At 38.4% G+C, this 13,780-nt stretch carries 17 protein-coding genes and 1 pseudogene; 9 read left to right on the forward strand and 9 right to left on the reverse strand.

Annotated elements, in window-relative coordinates:
• Window positions 1-26 precede the first annotated feature (26 nt).
• From EO763_RS13400 to EO763_RS13415, 4 genes are all read right to left on the reverse strand, one after another.
• Window positions 27-740 carry a hypothetical protein gene (locus EO763_RS13400; protein WP_161529240.1) on the reverse strand — a complete coding sequence of 238 codons (714 nt, stop codon included), beginning with the start codon at window positions 738-740 and terminating at the stop codon, window positions 27-29.
• Window positions 730-1,692: an MvdC/MvdD family ATP grasp protein gene (locus tag EO763_RS13405; protein WP_161529241.1), complete on the reverse strand. Its 963-nt coding sequence runs from the start codon at window positions 1,690-1,692 to the stop codon at window positions 730-732. The genes EO763_RS13400 and EO763_RS13405 overlap by 11 nt, the downstream gene beginning before the upstream one ends.
• 12 nt (window positions 1,693-1,704) lie before the next feature.
• Window positions 1,705-2,154, reverse strand: a complete 450-nt coding sequence (locus EO763_RS13410) for a hypothetical protein (protein ID WP_161529242.1) — start codon at window positions 2,152-2,154, stop codon at window positions 1,705-1,707.
• A gap of 331 nt (window positions 2,155-2,485) precedes the next feature.
• Complete coding sequence (locus EO763_RS13415) at window positions 2,486-2,680, reverse strand: hypothetical protein (protein WP_010305181.1); 195 nt, start codon at window positions 2,678-2,680, stop codon at window positions 2,486-2,488.
• Between the two features lie 242 nt (window positions 2,681-2,922).
• Between EO763_RS13415 and EO763_RS23300 the strand changes: the two genes are divergently transcribed.
• Window positions 2,923-3,099: a hypothetical protein gene (locus EO763_RS23300; RefSeq protein WP_167521842.1), complete on the forward strand. Its 177-nt coding sequence runs from the start codon at window positions 2,923-2,925 to the stop codon at window positions 3,097-3,099.
• Between the two features lie 117 nt (window positions 3,100-3,216).
• On the opposite strand, the gene hxsA is transcribed toward EO763_RS23300, so the two are convergent.
• The 5 genes from hxsA to EO763_RS13440 all read right to left on the reverse strand — a co-directional run bounded on the left by hxsA (window position 3,217) and on the right by EO763_RS13440 (window position 7,223).
• Window positions 3,217-3,873 (reverse strand): His-Xaa-Ser repeat protein HxsA, encoded by a 657-nt coding sequence (gene hxsA, locus EO763_RS13420; protein WP_103161092.1) that lies wholly within the window; start codon window positions 3,871-3,873, stop codon window positions 3,217-3,219.
• Window positions 3,870-4,982 carry a His-Xaa-Ser system radical SAM maturase HxsC gene (gene hxsC, locus EO763_RS13425; protein WP_161529243.1) on the reverse strand — a complete coding sequence of 371 codons (1,113 nt, stop codon included), beginning with the start codon at window positions 4,980-4,982 and terminating at the stop codon, window positions 3,870-3,872. Before hxsC ends, hxsA begins: the two co-directional genes overlap by 4 nt.
• Window positions 4,975-6,369, reverse strand: a complete 1,395-nt coding sequence (gene hxsB / locus EO763_RS13430; protein ID WP_161529244.1) for a His-Xaa-Ser system radical SAM maturase HxsB — start codon at window positions 6,367-6,369, stop codon at window positions 4,975-4,977. The genes hxsC and hxsB overlap by 8 nt, the downstream gene beginning before the upstream one ends.
• Window positions 6,366-6,641, reverse strand: coding sequence for a His-Xaa-Ser system protein HxsD (gene hxsD, locus EO763_RS13435; protein ID WP_161529245.1), 276 nt, complete (start codon window positions 6,639-6,641; stop codon window positions 6,366-6,368). The genes hxsB and hxsD overlap by 4 nt, the downstream gene beginning before the upstream one ends.
• 204 nt (window positions 6,642-6,845) lie before the next feature.
• On the reverse strand, window positions 6,846-7,223 hold the full coding sequence (locus tag EO763_RS13440; protein ID WP_208851954.1) for a hypothetical protein: 378 nt from the start codon (window positions 7,221-7,223) through the stop codon (window positions 6,846-6,848).
• Between the two features lie 291 nt (window positions 7,224-7,514).
• Here EO763_RS13440 and EO763_RS13445 point away from each other — a divergent pair, with 291 nt between their 5' ends.
• The 8 genes and pseudogenes from EO763_RS13445 to EO763_RS13480 all read left to right on the forward strand — a co-directional run bounded on the left by EO763_RS13445 (window position 7,515) and on the right by EO763_RS13480 (window position 13,654).
• Entirely contained in the window at window positions 7,515-7,766 is a 252-nt protein-coding gene (locus EO763_RS13445; protein ID WP_103199472.1) for a hypothetical protein, read from the forward strand.
• Between the two features lie 18 nt (window positions 7,767-7,784).
• On the forward strand, window positions 7,785-8,063 hold the full coding sequence (locus EO763_RS13450; protein WP_103199471.1) for a hypothetical protein: 279 nt from the start codon (window positions 7,785-7,787) through the stop codon (window positions 8,061-8,063).
• Between the two features lie 779 nt (window positions 8,064-8,842).
• Window positions 8,843-9,778: a hypothetical protein gene (locus EO763_RS13455; RefSeq protein WP_161529246.1), complete on the forward strand. Its 936-nt coding sequence runs from the start codon at window positions 8,843-8,845 to the stop codon at window positions 9,776-9,778.
• A gap of 255 nt (window positions 9,779-10,033) precedes the next feature.
• Window positions 10,034-10,411, forward strand: coding sequence for a hypothetical protein (locus tag EO763_RS13460; RefSeq protein ID WP_161529247.1), 378 nt, complete (start codon window positions 10,034-10,036; stop codon window positions 10,409-10,411).
• Window positions 10,380-11,758: pseudogene (locus EO763_RS13465) on the forward strand (relaxase/mobilization nuclease domain-containing protein). The gene EO763_RS13460 and the pseudogene EO763_RS13465 overlap by 32 nt, the downstream one beginning before the upstream one ends.
• Before the next feature lie 318 nt (window positions 11,759-12,076).
• A complete protein-coding gene (locus tag EO763_RS13470) occupies window positions 12,077-12,880 on the forward strand; it encodes a hypothetical protein (RefSeq protein WP_161529248.1) in 804 nt (267 codons plus the stop codon).
• A 36-nt stretch (window positions 12,881-12,916) separates the two neighbouring features.
• The gene (locus EO763_RS13475; protein ID WP_103161085.1) at window positions 12,917-13,291 is read left to right on the forward strand and encodes an META domain-containing protein; all 375 of its coding nucleotides are present in this window, start codon (window positions 12,917-12,919) and stop codon (window positions 13,289-13,291) included.
• Between the two features lie 36 nt (window positions 13,292-13,327).
• A complete protein-coding gene (locus EO763_RS13480; RefSeq protein ID WP_244321989.1) occupies window positions 13,328-13,654 on the forward strand; it encodes a hypothetical protein in 327 nt (108 codons plus the stop codon).
• Window positions 13,655-13,780 lie beyond the last annotated feature (126 nt).

Raw genomic sequence — 13,780 nt, forward strand, 5'->3', positions numbered from 1 at the left:
AATTAATCGAATACTTATTTTCACATTCAAATCCACGAATCACTTCCTTCTGAATAATAACCATCATTAGTATGGTACTTTTTTTCCTCAAAAAATTTATCATCTTCTCTTTTATCGAAAATAACATCAGAAAAAAATGAGGATGTAGTCTGGACCGTCAACAAAAAAACAAAAGCTAAAAAAGTTCTTAAGAGAAGTTCGTGTGTCATTTTGATGCAAGTCACCTTTTTATTAACACCGTCTCGATTTCTCCGTACAGTAAAAAGATTCTCTTTTATTAATTTTTCCTTATGAAAACTTTTAATATCCCAAATTTTTGTCAAATCAATGACATCGACTCTATTTGAAGCAGATACTTTCAAGGTATCAAATGCCCAAAGTGCAGCTCTAAGTAGGTTAATCATTGCATAAAAAAATATAATAAATGATAAAAAATCAATCACTTTAGGATTTTTACCATTACTAATGATACCAGGGATTAATGAAACTAAAACAGGGGCAAGTGCTGTAATTGCTGTTAAATATATAGCAGCTTTGCTATCAGCACTTCCCCTTCTTTGATTTTCTAATTCATTAAGTTTTTTAGCTTCATCTAAAGCTAAATCACTATTTTCACTCCAATCAGTAGATTTTATCCTTAAAATATCTCTATTAAGATTTTCTCTGTCTTCTCTTTCCTCCTGCTCGGTCATTTTTTCTAAAATAGGCCAAAATAACTCCCTTATATCTTTACACTTCATGTTCACTAATCCTTATAAGTTCGTCGACAATCGCACTTGCGATAGGAAGACTTGTCTGATTCTCTATCCACGCCCACTGCCCATTAGGATTAATTTCCAGAAACCAAAATTTATCATTTTTGTCACAAATAAAATCTATTGCACCAAATCGAAGATTTAGTGATTCAACTAACTCTATACATTTCAATTTTATTGAAGAAGGTAATTCTATGGGGTCATGCTTTAAATCTATTCTTGAACCTTTTCGCCAATCCACCTCAGTTTCCTTGTGAGCTTGAGAAAGAATAGCCACAGGGAACACCTTACTTCCAACAACTGTCACTCTGACATCGTATTTTTTAATTATTTCAGTCTGAACAATTATAGGAACGAGAGATAATGCGGTAGAGTCTTGTTCACTTAATTCATTTATTCTGTTTGTAAATATCACACCTTCAGCATTGCCTTCGGTAAATACAGCTTGCCTAAGCGGTTTTCCTATAACATTAGCCCTTTTAGAAAATTCATTTACTTCATCGAATGAATTAGTAATGTAAGACTCTGGAATATCAAATCCGATCTGTTTTGCTAATAAAAGTTGCCTAGGCTTATCTTCTGCTAAAATAATATTAGTTGGTGAATTAAACCAAAAACCATCGAGACGCATATATAAACTTTTAAGGAAACCGTTCCATTCTCCATCAATGTAATCTCTAACATTTTTGTCTGTTATGTCTTCAGGGATATTAGGTCTACCTGGTCTCCGGAAATAAGCGGCTTTGATATCATTCCCGTTCACTTCCCTTTCATTTATTTTTATTCTCCAGTCCATTTTGGATGAGTTCGACATAGAACTATAAGAGCCAGGTAAACTTTCTGTATTAAGACGAAAAAAATCAACACCACGTCTTCTTAGCTCTAAAATGATATAATCCGTAGTAATATCACGTTGATTTGTTACTAACAATATCATGCGAAACCATCCTTAGTTTATAATACTTTCTTTATCCAAAAGATGAAGGAAGGAAAACTCCTCATCTCTTTCAACAGCTACAAAAGTCTTTGTAGCAAGTTCAATTAAATGGCTACCTCCCCAATTATTATCATCTCGTTCTTGAATAGTATCTGTTTTTGTAACCAATTCTAATAGATGATTCATACTTAAATCTGTATCGTCTCTTTCAAGTTCAGCCGCTGTTTTTGTTGCAAGTTCAATCATTACATAAGAGGTGTCATCATCTCCTTCTTGGTTAGCATTTGTTTTTGTAAGAGTTTCAGGCAGACATCCCTTAAATATTATTGGCAGCTCTTTATCACCATCTTCAATGACCCATACATCTTGCTCAGATGAATAATACCCAGGTATATTGTTTTCCTCTGTTCTTTTAGAAGCAAAACGAGCAAGGTAAGGCATAGAATGGATATGTTCTTTCATTACAACTCCTCATATTATCACACGATAAACAAGTAAGATGGTCGATATAGTAAGTCTCATATCTTACTATCTAACAACCTATTTCATCTAAAACCATGATGTCTCATCCAGTCACCCCACTGACGTGAATGGGTGCTTATCCCTTTTCTATCCGGCTCTCGTTTGTTTATTTCTTCATAGAATTGCTTTCGGGTAGGAGGCTTGCCGCCAAGTTTCTCATACAGCTCGTGACAGCAATCCCATACGGCGCGTAGTTTCTCACCTTCGGGATAACCTGTTTTGCTCAGTATCATTTCTATATCCTCTGAAGATAACTGTATGGGGTCGAAAATTACCCCTTCGGCTCAATCCCCTGCTTACGAAGCTCTTTACGGGCAAGCTCTTTGAACCAGTTCCCAAGGCTAACACCTTCTTTCGCCACAACTTCATCAAGCTGCTCACGTAGTTCAGGCGAGATCCGTATCTGAAAAGTGGGTGATTTCCCCAATGATGAAGATTTTTTCGTATCGCGTTTAATCGTTGACATGTACGTACCTTTTTAACTATGCTGAGTTTTATAGGTACGTACACTATCACAAACCTCACATTCATCACCAGTTTCGCCCCTGAAAGGTAATGCAATACCAGGCAGGGGCTAACCACACCGTTAAGGAAGTAACGATATAGCTATCAGCAAGTCTAGCAATTCTCTTTTGGAAGATCAGCACTTTAAGCAATCGAGTAAGCGTTATTTTAATCAGTTTCAGCAACAAGCTACAGAGGTGCGTTATGTTCGATAACACACCTTTAGAGCAGGAAGAAATCATCGATCAGTGCAGAGCGTTGATCTATGCCGTTATCGAGACCAAACAGCCACAGGTCAAAGAAATTCTAACGTTCATCCTCTGGGAAAGGCTTGACTGGTTATATCAGGATTTTCATTCGACAGAAGATGCACTAATCTAGCGATGTAAATTTATCTCAACTCCCTCTGTTAAATGGATCTGGTATACATTTATCCAGATCCTTTTCCATCAATACGGTCATCAGTTGTTAGCCATAAATAACCTTCTCTAAGAATAATTATCGTGCAAGCACATTTAATGAATTCAGTAACTGGGTATCTAACGTTTCAGTGGCTGGTAAAGGGAGACCTTTATTAATTCGATATGTTCTTATAGCAGATCGGGTTCCTGGTCCCATGACGCCATCAATGATGCCCTCATAATAGCCTTTATCAAACAAGGCAAATTGCACACGCATGATAAGCCTGCGTCTTTTTTCCTGATCGGAAGAGACACCATTCATGGATGTATTGGTATTTTGGCTCGTTCCAGATCTTGAAGAGCTTACAGAATTTCCGGTTTCAGGACGAAGCGCTCTCGTTGAAGGTGAAGATGCCGCTGGCGAAGACGGTGATGACGTCACTCCTGAGCCGCTACTCCCGGAAGATGAATCACTGCTGCGAGGGTAGTATGGTGTAGCACTACCACCATAATATCCACCACCGGATGAAGAACGGTGGGAGCTGTGCGAACTGTGGCTACGATGAGAGCTGTGGCTTCGGTGACCGGCAATATAAAAAGGCACTTCGGTATTGAGTGGTGCCAGCACAAGATCGTGATCATTTAACGGAGAGTAGCCAAACTCTTCAATATTCATCGCTGCATCACTGGCCCACACAGAGTTATTGAGTGCTAAAAAACCAGGTAATAAAGCGGCTAACTTTAATCTTTTCATAGTATTGGTCTCGGCATTTGATGAAAACGGCCTTTTGATGAGGAGAAATAACCTGCGCAGGATGATTTTTTACTGCATGAATCACACGCTTCTGGATAGTAGTTTTTCCAGTCAGAAATAGATTGTGTTGAATAATCCCATAAAGACTCAGGCAGGTGACACAGCGGATAATTGAATATCACCAACGGGATTCCCGCTCTGTTGGCCGTGTCGGTAGCTAAGGACAGAGAGGTCGCATACGAATCGTGACTGACAAAAATCTCATCCCAGTTCTTTCTTGCCCAGCCAATAGATTCCAATCCCATAATGGAGATCTGACTGATGTTAGAAAAAACCCTGCCAATATATTCCACCACGTCAGCAAGATCGTGGTAATTCGCCTTTGTTGGGATGATCCTTAATTCAATGTTGATACCTGAATTTCCAGCGTTAATTAACCCCTTAACGGTGTCCCTGAAAGCACCATCACTCCCCACAAGATGATCATGAATGTGTTGTCGTGAAGAATAAAGCGGGATCCCAAAGGTGATGTTCATTCTTTTGCTTCGTTCCCTCACCTTTTCAGCAAACCGAGCATCAGCAAACTGTCGACCATTGGTTAATACATGCAGAGAGGTATCAGGAGCATTATCAATAACGAAATCAAGAAACGAGAGAAATTCTTCGCCATATAGCAGCGGCTCACCACCACTGACCCCGACAAGCCCATTAAAGTTAAATGCCGCAATCGCAAGGGCAGACTGTGTAAGAAGCCAGTCATCATTGGGTGTTTTTGGTGGCTGAGAACAAAACAGGCATCGGTTATTACATCTTTCCGTCACAAGGACAGTATTATGATTTGCTCTGCGAGACAAAATCACTCTGAGCATATTGCCATTATTCACAACGCCAATATCGCCATCTTCTACGGACTCGTATAGCTGATTACTGACGATAGAGCCTGCATAATAAGGGGCAACCGCACCATCATCAAAAGAAGGTTGGATCAGTAAATTTGGCAGAAAAAACTGTGGGTCAACGGGCTTCTTTTTGCACAGCCGATAGAAACCCATTTCAACCGTGTTTTTTACCGTAAAACGGAAAATATCGTTTCTTAGCACCTCAGACATAAGCCCACCTTTTCAGCATCGTTGCGGTAGGCCCATCCTGAGCAATGGCATTCATCAGGAACCGGAACATTCCCTTATGATATTGGCAGAAGATGGAGCGGCTTCTGTCGCCTACCGGCTCTCCCTGAACACTGATGTTCTGGCAAGGATCTGCTCCGCAAAATGGCTGGTAAGCACAGGTATCACAACCCGGTAGAGCGAAATTGAACGATGAACTCAGGACTGACTGATAGTAAGGGCTTTGAGAAAAAGACAATCCTGAAACAGCCCCGGCACTAAAATCAGCATCTGCATTTACTTTCTGAAGCATTCTGCTTTCGTCGCTGCCATAAACACGGCCATCATAGTTAAAGAGAATACAGTTCAATACGACGCCACTGGGGGATTTCAGATCGGCATAGCCACTAAAACCCGGATTGAAAATCCGCTTTAAATGTATCGCGGCTGAGTGTTCAACCACAGCAGTGCCTTTCTGGTTATGCCACAGAATTTCGTCAATCAACGCGGCGTAAAAGTCGAAATATTCCTGCATCGAGAAAGTGAAACTTTCTTTATGGGCAAATCCGTAGGGGCTAACAGGTCTGACAAAGATATCAGTCAAGCCTAATCCCAGATGGACATCAATGATTGAACCCGGATGTTGGATCAATGCCTTGGTAACGGTCGTGACTGTCGCCACGCGACCTGCGCCAAGTTGCTCTCGCACCGCCAGCATCCCCGCAACGGCTTTTGAATAGGATTTACCTTCGGCAAGGAGACGGTTTTTATTGTGGATATCCTCACCACCATCCAGAGAAACGGAGAACGTGATATTGCGATCTTTAACCCAGTCCATCATGGACGATTCAAGCAGTGAGAGCGTTGTGGCAATCACCATTTCAAAGCATTGCTGACCCAGCGTTCTCTCACACTCAGCGTATATTTCCTGGATCAGATCAAACCGGAGTAAAGGCTCCCCGCCCTGCACTTCTATTTTATAGGGAGGAGAAGACAGTTTTTTAATGGTCTGAACGATATCAGGGATAAGAAGCGGATCAAGATCGTAACCTTCAGCACCGATTGCCGCCCGGCTAACCTGACAATACTTGCAGGTATGATCGCACCTCAATGTTGGCACAATCATGAAAATCGGTCTGACAGCCAGATCGCTCATCAGTCGTTTAGCAAATCCTGAACTGAGTGAAGCAGAAGCCAGGTCTTCGGAAACATCGTCGGCAATGAATAGCTTACTTTCCAGAATCTCACTAGACCGGAACTCCGGCGACCATTTATTGCAGGAAAGGCTTTCTAATTCATCGTTAGTGATGAAGTGATGAAAACCAGCCAGATTGCTGATGAATACCCTGCCATCATTCAACCTGTCAAAGTTAAATGGCATTGGCTTCATTCGGTCAGCCTCACATCAATGCTTCTCAGCACCGTGGAGATGATTGAAGCCCTGATATGTCCGGTATGGCTTTGATGAGCTTCGCGGAGCTTGTAATCATTCAGGAGTCGTTCAAATTCAAACTTGATGGTGTCGTCAAAGGACTCAAAAGAGACGATCCAGTCGTTGTCATCTGCCCCCAGTTGCCATCTTGTGTAAGCAGACATCCAATACAAACTATTTCTCACCACCCACTCAGAATGGTTTGTTTTTCCTATAGTTTTTATAAACATTGCTGTCCTGTCTAATTAATCACAATTAAAAAAATTACAGATGTAAAATATTTTTATGCTAATGATTTTTAAAATACTGCTTATACGATATAGCCCTACTATCGAAAAAGATCCACCCGATAGCTAAAATAAATCCCCCAGTAATCCCCTTCTAAAAATAGCAATGTAATAAGATAAAATTATCGACCATGTTAACAATCTCAATTATCCTGCATATACCTCCCACTTTTTGATTGCTATACGGGCTTCAGCTACACCGTTACCACTTACCAATGAGTCAGCAAATTTCAGATGAGCATCCATGTATGCATCAAAATCTTTTTGAGATACGCCATTTTCTAAAGCTCGACTCCACCAAGAGAAAACAACCACTAACTTACCAAGCTCTGGATCGAAATAATTTTCTATACGTTCAATCCCACCATCATTATAAGCAATAGCCCAGCCAAAAGATTTCGAGAACTCACGAACCATACGTGGCTGTATACCTTTCGCTAATTTTTTGTGCTTATCTATATGGATTTTTACATCGTAAGGGTAAGACGGATCATAGGTTAACCCGCAGATTCTACAAGTAGTCATGGTAATCCCTTATATTTTATGGTTTTTAGTTAGGTATGCTAGATAGATAAACTATTTTTTATAAAAAACTGCAAAGATTAATAAAACATATCCTTTTAATATATACACCGATCATTATAATAGAGCCACGTCAAAATAAATTCAATCACGTATCAATCAATAAAAAATTCGCTTGATAATGATTACAAAAAAAACAATTTCATTAAAAAATAACATTGATAATATTTTTTCATTGATTTTGTCACTTGTTATAAGATATAAACATCAGGTGAAGTTTAAAAGGAAAATATCATGAAGGCTTATACTCTTAAAGAACACAATGAGTCTGGGGAGTTACACCTTTTCGAGGGTGATATGTATATAAACAACCCTGATTTCAAATGTAATTCAAAATCAAAGTCCATTTGTAATAAAATGGAAAAGAGTGAGAGTAAACTTAATAAATTTTCATGTAAGACAGAACAAGAAGCCAGAGAGAAAATTGCAAAAATTGGTAGAAAAGTATGTGGCATATGCGTAAGCCACTTGTATGAATCTTACTAAAAATGAGTGAGGTATGAAATGGGAAAAAGAGTTGAAAGTTTCATTTTGGCAGCGGTGATCTCAGGCGGATATTTTATTGCATACGAAGGAGTAATATCTAAGATCCATCCTTTATGGTTAACATTTATTATTTACTTTTTATTCATTGCAATAACTGGTTATATTGGCAATGTGATTTATAATCATCACATTAAATCCAATAAAACAAAATCCACATTTAAAAATGCGATTTTATTATACTCTGGAATAGCAGCAATTTTTTTAATCGCTTTTCTTATCAGTAAGATTATTTATTGACATTTTTTTCAAATCTCGATGAATTGCTACTGGAAGATAGCATGAACAAATAATTATAAAAACCGGTAAAACCTGAGAAATTATATCCCTAAACATTATACACCTCTAATAAATAAATTTATTAAACAAATAACACATTATTTATTGATGTCAATAGCAAGGGCTAACTCTACGAAGCGCTACGCTGCTTCTTCGAGTTCTCCCTTGTTTTTTCGCCCTTCGGTTGAAAAAAGTAACTCACTCGGTAAAATATAAAAAATTTATTAGAAATAATTTAAAAATGAAGGAGGGATATATAAAAATCACAATATAATTATCACACCTTACCAAGAAACCATTTTAATACAACCACTCCCTTATTTTTCAAGCTTAATTAATTAAATAGCTTTTATAAATAATAAATAAACATAATTAACTATAATAAATCATTCAATAAAAAATACTGTCGATGAATATCAGTACCTGATTATTATTTCTGGAGTCGCACAGGCTTACTAATTGAATTTTTCTCAGTAATGAGAAATATATTCATGTCGGAAAACATGATCTTTTTGATAAAAAAGCAAATCGCATTCAATGTTAACAAATATTTCATATATAATAAAAAGATATAAAAAACGCGGAAAGCATAAAGATAAATTAATTACCAAGATAATAGTATTCATTATAATAATTAAAAACATAAAAACAGAAAATGAACTTTACAGACTAGAGCAATAATATAATAATAAATACGCCACAAAGTTAAACCAGAAATCAAAATATAATCAGGAGTTAACATGTTAGATATTTCACATTTTCACGATGCTATAAAGAGACATTATACAACCGATGAAAATTCAATTAATTTTTACTCTGAAATCTTTAATGAAACAAAAAATGAAAATTTACTAGATAGTAATTTCATAACGCAAATGAGTTCGTTAGATAAAACACTTCAGAGATTGTCTGAATTGTTAATATTAAAATACTGTAAAGACTCTCTATCTAGCATTGGTGTAAAAATAAATAGTAAAGATGAAGGCCCTGATATTAGTTTTAATTTTTCAGAAAAGAAAATAAACATCGAAATAATAACGCCTATTCAGGTCGATCAAAAAAAATCATCACTTGCATTATTTAGTAACGAGTCCCCTTCAAACCCTGTAGCAGAGAGAAGAGGGTCTGTAGAGCAATATATTCCAGAGATGGAAAGTTTACATGCCAGAATCACAGGGTCATTAAAAGAAAAAAGTGAAAAATACGAAAAATACTTATCAAAAGAAACAATTAATCCTGATGATTTTAATATAGTATGTATAAATCTAGGATTTATTAAAAACAATGAGTTTATTGACTATAATTATTTAAAAAATTTATTTAAAAAACAAGAAATTATAATGATAAACATAGATGAGAACAAGAATGTTACTCATAGTATTGAAGATCGAGACTTTCATGTACACAAAAAAAACCTGACTAATTTTAGATCCAGTTACTTTGATAATAAAGAATATCTACATATTGATGGAGTATGGATTATTAGTTGCAACGAAAAAAACTTTAAATTTATAAAAAATATTTATTTCGATAAATTTGAAAAATGTAAAAACATATTATATGCAAATGGGAACGAAATAATCCATAAAGATTTAACATCAATTCTATCTATAAATGAGCCAGAAAAAGATTATTTCACAAACTATATAAGGAAAAATGGGAAACTCCCCGATTAATAATATATGAAAAGTAAAAATCCACCTGCGTAGCAGGTGGCATTGAATGCGCCCCATAGGGGCGTACTAAAATATCTAAAAAGAAGTCTCTGCCAGTCCCGTTAAACTTAAATCAAAAGACAATAAGGCGGAGCCAAAACATACTGATGACCACGCCCACAGGACGTGGTTTTGAGTTAGCAATAAAATGGAAATAAAGGATTATTTCCATTTTTTATGCTATATGTATAAAAGAATTTATGAAAAGGAGTTCATATGATCGAAAATAATACTTTTAATAATATCCTTCGCAGCCATTGCGTCAGTGTCAGATTAAATAATGAAGAATTATCGCTTCTGAATAAAAGGCGTGGCGGTCACCGCAAAGGTGAATGGCTGCGTATGGCGTTTCTGCATAACCTTCCCTCTGTTATTCCCTCTATTAATCTCGAAGCATGGAAAACCCTTGGTGAGATTTCGCAGAAGTTAAACAGGCTTGTCGCTCATCTGGATAGCAAGAGCAATGATAGTTCTCTCTCACAAACTGAACTCTTTGCAGTGAAGCGTCAGATCTCAGAGCTTCGCACAAATCTGATCACCGATAATATGTGGAGTGCTTCCCATGAAGGGAATGCAGAAGATCAGGCGGGGTAAGGGTTTCGCCGGTGTTGTTCTCTACGCATTAAAGCCAGGCTCTCACCATAAAAAAGATCCGATTGTGATTGGTGGGAACATGCTGGGGGATATAGCCGGAGATCTGATCGCCGAATTCAATACCACAAAAACGCTTCGTCCGGATGTGGTCAAACCCGTCTGGCATAATTCGCTTCGATTACCGAAGAACGAAGCGTTAACGAATTCGGAATGGTCAAAGATAGCCGATGATTACATGGCTCGTATGGGCTTCGCTGAAACGCACCTGAGATGTTATATCCTTCATGACGACGCAGCAGGCCAGCACATTCACATTATTGCCAGTCGTATCGATCTCACCAACGGAAGCCTTTACTTGGGCAAAAATGAAAACCTCATCAGCACCCGTATCATTCAGCAGCTTGAACGCGATTATTCACTGACCATAACCAAAGGACCGGAAACTAAAGCATCTCCAGCTTTACCCTTCCCTCCTTCGCTATCCAGAAAATCCCCGACACAGAAACCGATGGGCGCAAAACCAAAGCCTAAAAAGCTGTCACGTAACGAAGCGATGATGGAGAAGTATAAAGGAGAGCTATCGCCAAAATCGGTAATCCAGGAAGCTCTGGAAGCATTACTTGTCGGTAAACCATCCACCACTGAGTTTGTGACACAGCTTGTGGCACGAAATATCATGGCAGTCCCGAATATCGCTTCTGTCGGAAAGATGAATGGGTTTTCATTCGAATACCAGGGGATTGCTTCAAAGCTTCGCAGTTAGGTAAAGGTTATTCCTGGTCTACCCTACAAGACAAACTCGATTACCAGCCGGAACGCGACAATGCTTTCCTGTTTGCATTGAAAATGCCCTCAGTCAGTAAGGCATCGGTTAGCGAAGCTCTTGATATGACCAATGCTATAGATACCCCTGAAATCATCAAAGAAGACGTTAACAGCCCCGCCGAAACGCTTGCCCCCAATAAAGACGGCGGTCAGGACGAATACGCTATCACTTATCCTACAACGCTTCACAATGAAGCTGTTGCAAGTAACAAAGAAGCGTATGCAACCGAAGCAGTAAAAGAAGCTGGTGCAGATGGTAAAGAAGCACATGCAACCGAAGCGGCAAAAGAAGCTCATCGCAGAAAATCCGCAGCTACGGTGCTGACGGGTTTCAAATGGTTAGAAACCATTCCCTACCTCAACACCATCATTGGCATGTTGAAAAAACTCAAAATCCCTATGCTCAAACGCCCCAGAAAACACAACACCATCACGGGCATGGAGATGATAGAAATTACAGCGACACCAAAAACCACCATCCAAACTCCGCAAAAATCACACTCATCATCATTCCAAATGTAGGGCTGAGAAGCCGCCCTACAAGCCTTTCTTCATACAAAAAAGACAAGATTAACGATCGTTAATACCGATCTATATTTAATTTATGATAGCTTTTAACTATCACAAGTAAACCATCGATCGTTATAAGCGATTTGCTTTGTTTGATCACAACTGTTCAAAATGTAGCTGTTCCTTTTCCCATAATAGACTGATTTAACTGGTCTATTTACTTATTCAACTAACGATATAGGTTCAGCAATGACAAACTTCGTCTCATACATAGTTCCTGACCTCTTCATACATCGAATATGACTTTCACTCAGCTATTAAGGAATTTGTATGAGCCTTTTATTCATGAGACGTTTCTGGATCGGCGTATTGCTTCCTGTGTTTATCGACTGGCTTTTTATGGCAGGTGCAATTCAGCTTTGGTGGCTTTGGCTACCCGTCAGTGCTCCCCTGCTCATCTGGGCTTTTTTTGCCTACAACAAAAATAGGAAAGAAGACGCAGATTCCAGAATCTGGATCCGCCAACAGTGGGAAGAGCAAATCACTACCGAAAAATTTGAATTTTGCGGTCGCGCATATACGTTTCAGGAAACCCTCTCAGGCACTGTCATCAGCTACAACCCGAACAATGACACTATCTGGGTAAAAACAGATGCTGGGGATGAGACACAAATTTCCGCGCATGGCCTACCGTTCCGTGAATCACATCGTATTAAAAAATACGAATTCAATGGCTATCATGACCATCATTCCTATGCATCATTTCATGATGCACTGATCGTTAATGAAACCACCAAAGAACGACATGTAAACATGCCGGAAAAATGTTTTATTGTCTTCGGATTAACGACATTGACTCTGCTTTTGTTTATTCGACCTATAGTAAGATTTACTGCTAGTGTCTATAGTTCTGCTATGCCCGTCCCAAGCTTTTTCCCTGTTACCTTTATCGTAACTAATATTATCTCTGCCGTTTCATTTATTATTTTCCTTTTTGATTTTAAAAATGATGATTTATGGGATATCTATTTGTTATCAACACTGGTCTGTCATGTCCTCATCAGATGGTTAAACATCAGGGCTAGCAAGTTTAATGTCGAATTCAGAAATCTGGTTAGTTCATTTACACGTTAAGACCTAATAATAGTAAATCCTTAAAGGTTTAAATTAATGAAAAAATTTATCATCGTAACATTGGTATCACTCACTCTCTCTGGATGTTATTCCTTCGGTAATCAGACTCTGAAAAATGTAACGCAGGAAGACGTAAAAGCTAAAATTGTAAAAGGAAAAACCACCAAGTCAGAAGTATTAACTGCCTTTGGTGAGCCGGATAAACGTATCACCTCAGATGATGAGGAGAAATGGTCTTATTCTATGCATAACTACCGCAGTAAACCAACATCATATATTCCGATTGTCGGAATACTGACTGGCGGAACGGATATTGAAGAAAAATCAATTCTCATCACGTTTAAAGGTGAAAAAGTCAGTTCTTATGAATTCACTGCCGGTGCCAGTGAAATGAAACGCGGTGCATTTTAAATCCTTTTAAATTCAGCAATCCTCAAAACGAGAGCCATGATGAATAAAAAATTATCCTTAGGTTTATTACTGGTGCTGTCCTTTTTTCTCACCGGCTGTGACAGCGAACCATCAGATGCTGACGTATCTAAGGCAATGCAGTCTTTTACTGAAGAAATGAACAAAGGCGCACCATCTGAATCAGCAAGAGTCGTTTTCAATTCAGCCAAGAAAATCGCCTGTAAAGACAAAGACAGTGACGGCGGTTACAAATGCACAGTCGAATACAATGCAAAGCTCCCGTTTCTGGGTGAAAGAACATCAACCATGGAGCTCAAGTTCTTTAAATTTGAAGGCAAGTGGAAAGTCTCGCCCTCGAAATAACCTATAAGTCATAAGCAGCATCAGGGAAAGCATCAGGGAAAGCATCAGCCCGTAGTTTCACCGCTACGGGCTTTTTTCATCTGCATTAGCTTAGACTTGAACTGGAAGTTTTCTCTGGCAGAGCAC

It is taken from the genome of Pectobacterium odoriferum (assembly GCF_009931295.1).
GTDB lineage: Bacteria > Pseudomonadota > Gammaproteobacteria > Enterobacterales > Enterobacteriaceae > Pectobacterium > Pectobacterium odoriferum.

Bases quoted from the DNA above. Each gene is read 5' to 3' on its own strand.
- EO763_RS13400 (WP_161529240.1), bottom strand. From the start codon at position 740: ATGAAGTGTAAAGATATAAGGGAGTTATTTTGGCCTATTTTAGAAAAA.
- EO763_RS13405 (WP_161529241.1), bottom strand. From the start codon at position 1,692: ATGATATTGTTAGTAACAAATCAACGTGATATTACTACGGATTATATC.
- EO763_RS13410 (WP_161529242.1), bottom strand. From the start codon at position 2,154: ATGAAAGAACATATCCATTCTATGCCTTACCTTGCTCGTTTTGCTTCT.
- EO763_RS13415 (WP_010305181.1), bottom strand. From the start codon at position 2,680: ATGTCAACGATTAAACGCGATACGAAAAAATCTTCATCATTGGGGAAA.
- EO763_RS23300 (WP_167521842.1), top strand. From the start codon at position 2,923: ATGTTCGATAACACACCTTTAGAGCAGGAAGAAATCATCGATCAGTGC.
- hxsA (WP_103161092.1), bottom strand. From the start codon at position 3,873: ATGAAAAGATTAAAGTTAGCCGCTTTATTACCTGGTTTTTTAGCACTC.
- hxsC (WP_161529243.1), bottom strand. From the start codon at position 4,982: ATGTCTGAGGTGCTAAGAAACGATATTTTCCGTTTTACGGTAAAAAAC.
- hxsB (WP_161529244.1), bottom strand. From the start codon at position 6,369: ATGAAGCCAATGCCATTTAACTTTGACAGGTTGAATGATGGCAGGGTA.
- hxsD (WP_161529245.1), bottom strand. From the start codon at position 6,641: ATGTTTATAAAAACTATAGGAAAAACAAACCATTCTGAGTGGGTGGTG.
- EO763_RS13440 (WP_208851954.1), bottom strand. From the start codon at position 7,223: ATGACTACTTGTAGAATCTGCGGGTTAACCTATGATCCGTCTTACCCT.
- EO763_RS13445 (WP_103199472.1), top strand. From the start codon at position 7,515: ATGAAGGCTTATACTCTTAAAGAACACAATGAGTCTGGGGAGTTACAC.
- EO763_RS13450 (WP_103199471.1), top strand. From the start codon at position 7,785: ATGGGAAAAAGAGTTGAAAGTTTCATTTTGGCAGCGGTGATCTCAGGC.
- EO763_RS13455 (WP_161529246.1), top strand. From the start codon at position 8,843: ATGTTAGATATTTCACATTTTCACGATGCTATAAAGAGACATTATACA.
- EO763_RS13460 (WP_161529247.1), top strand. From the start codon at position 10,034: ATGATCGAAAATAATACTTTTAATAATATCCTTCGCAGCCATTGCGTC.
- EO763_RS13470 (WP_161529248.1), top strand. From the start codon at position 12,077: ATGAGCCTTTTATTCATGAGACGTTTCTGGATCGGCGTATTGCTTCCT.
- EO763_RS13475 (WP_103161085.1), top strand. From the start codon at position 12,917: ATGAAAAAATTTATCATCGTAACATTGGTATCACTCACTCTCTCTGGA.
- EO763_RS13480 (WP_244321989.1), top strand. From the start codon at position 13,328: ATGATGAATAAAAAATTATCCTTAGGTTTATTACTGGTGCTGTCCTTT.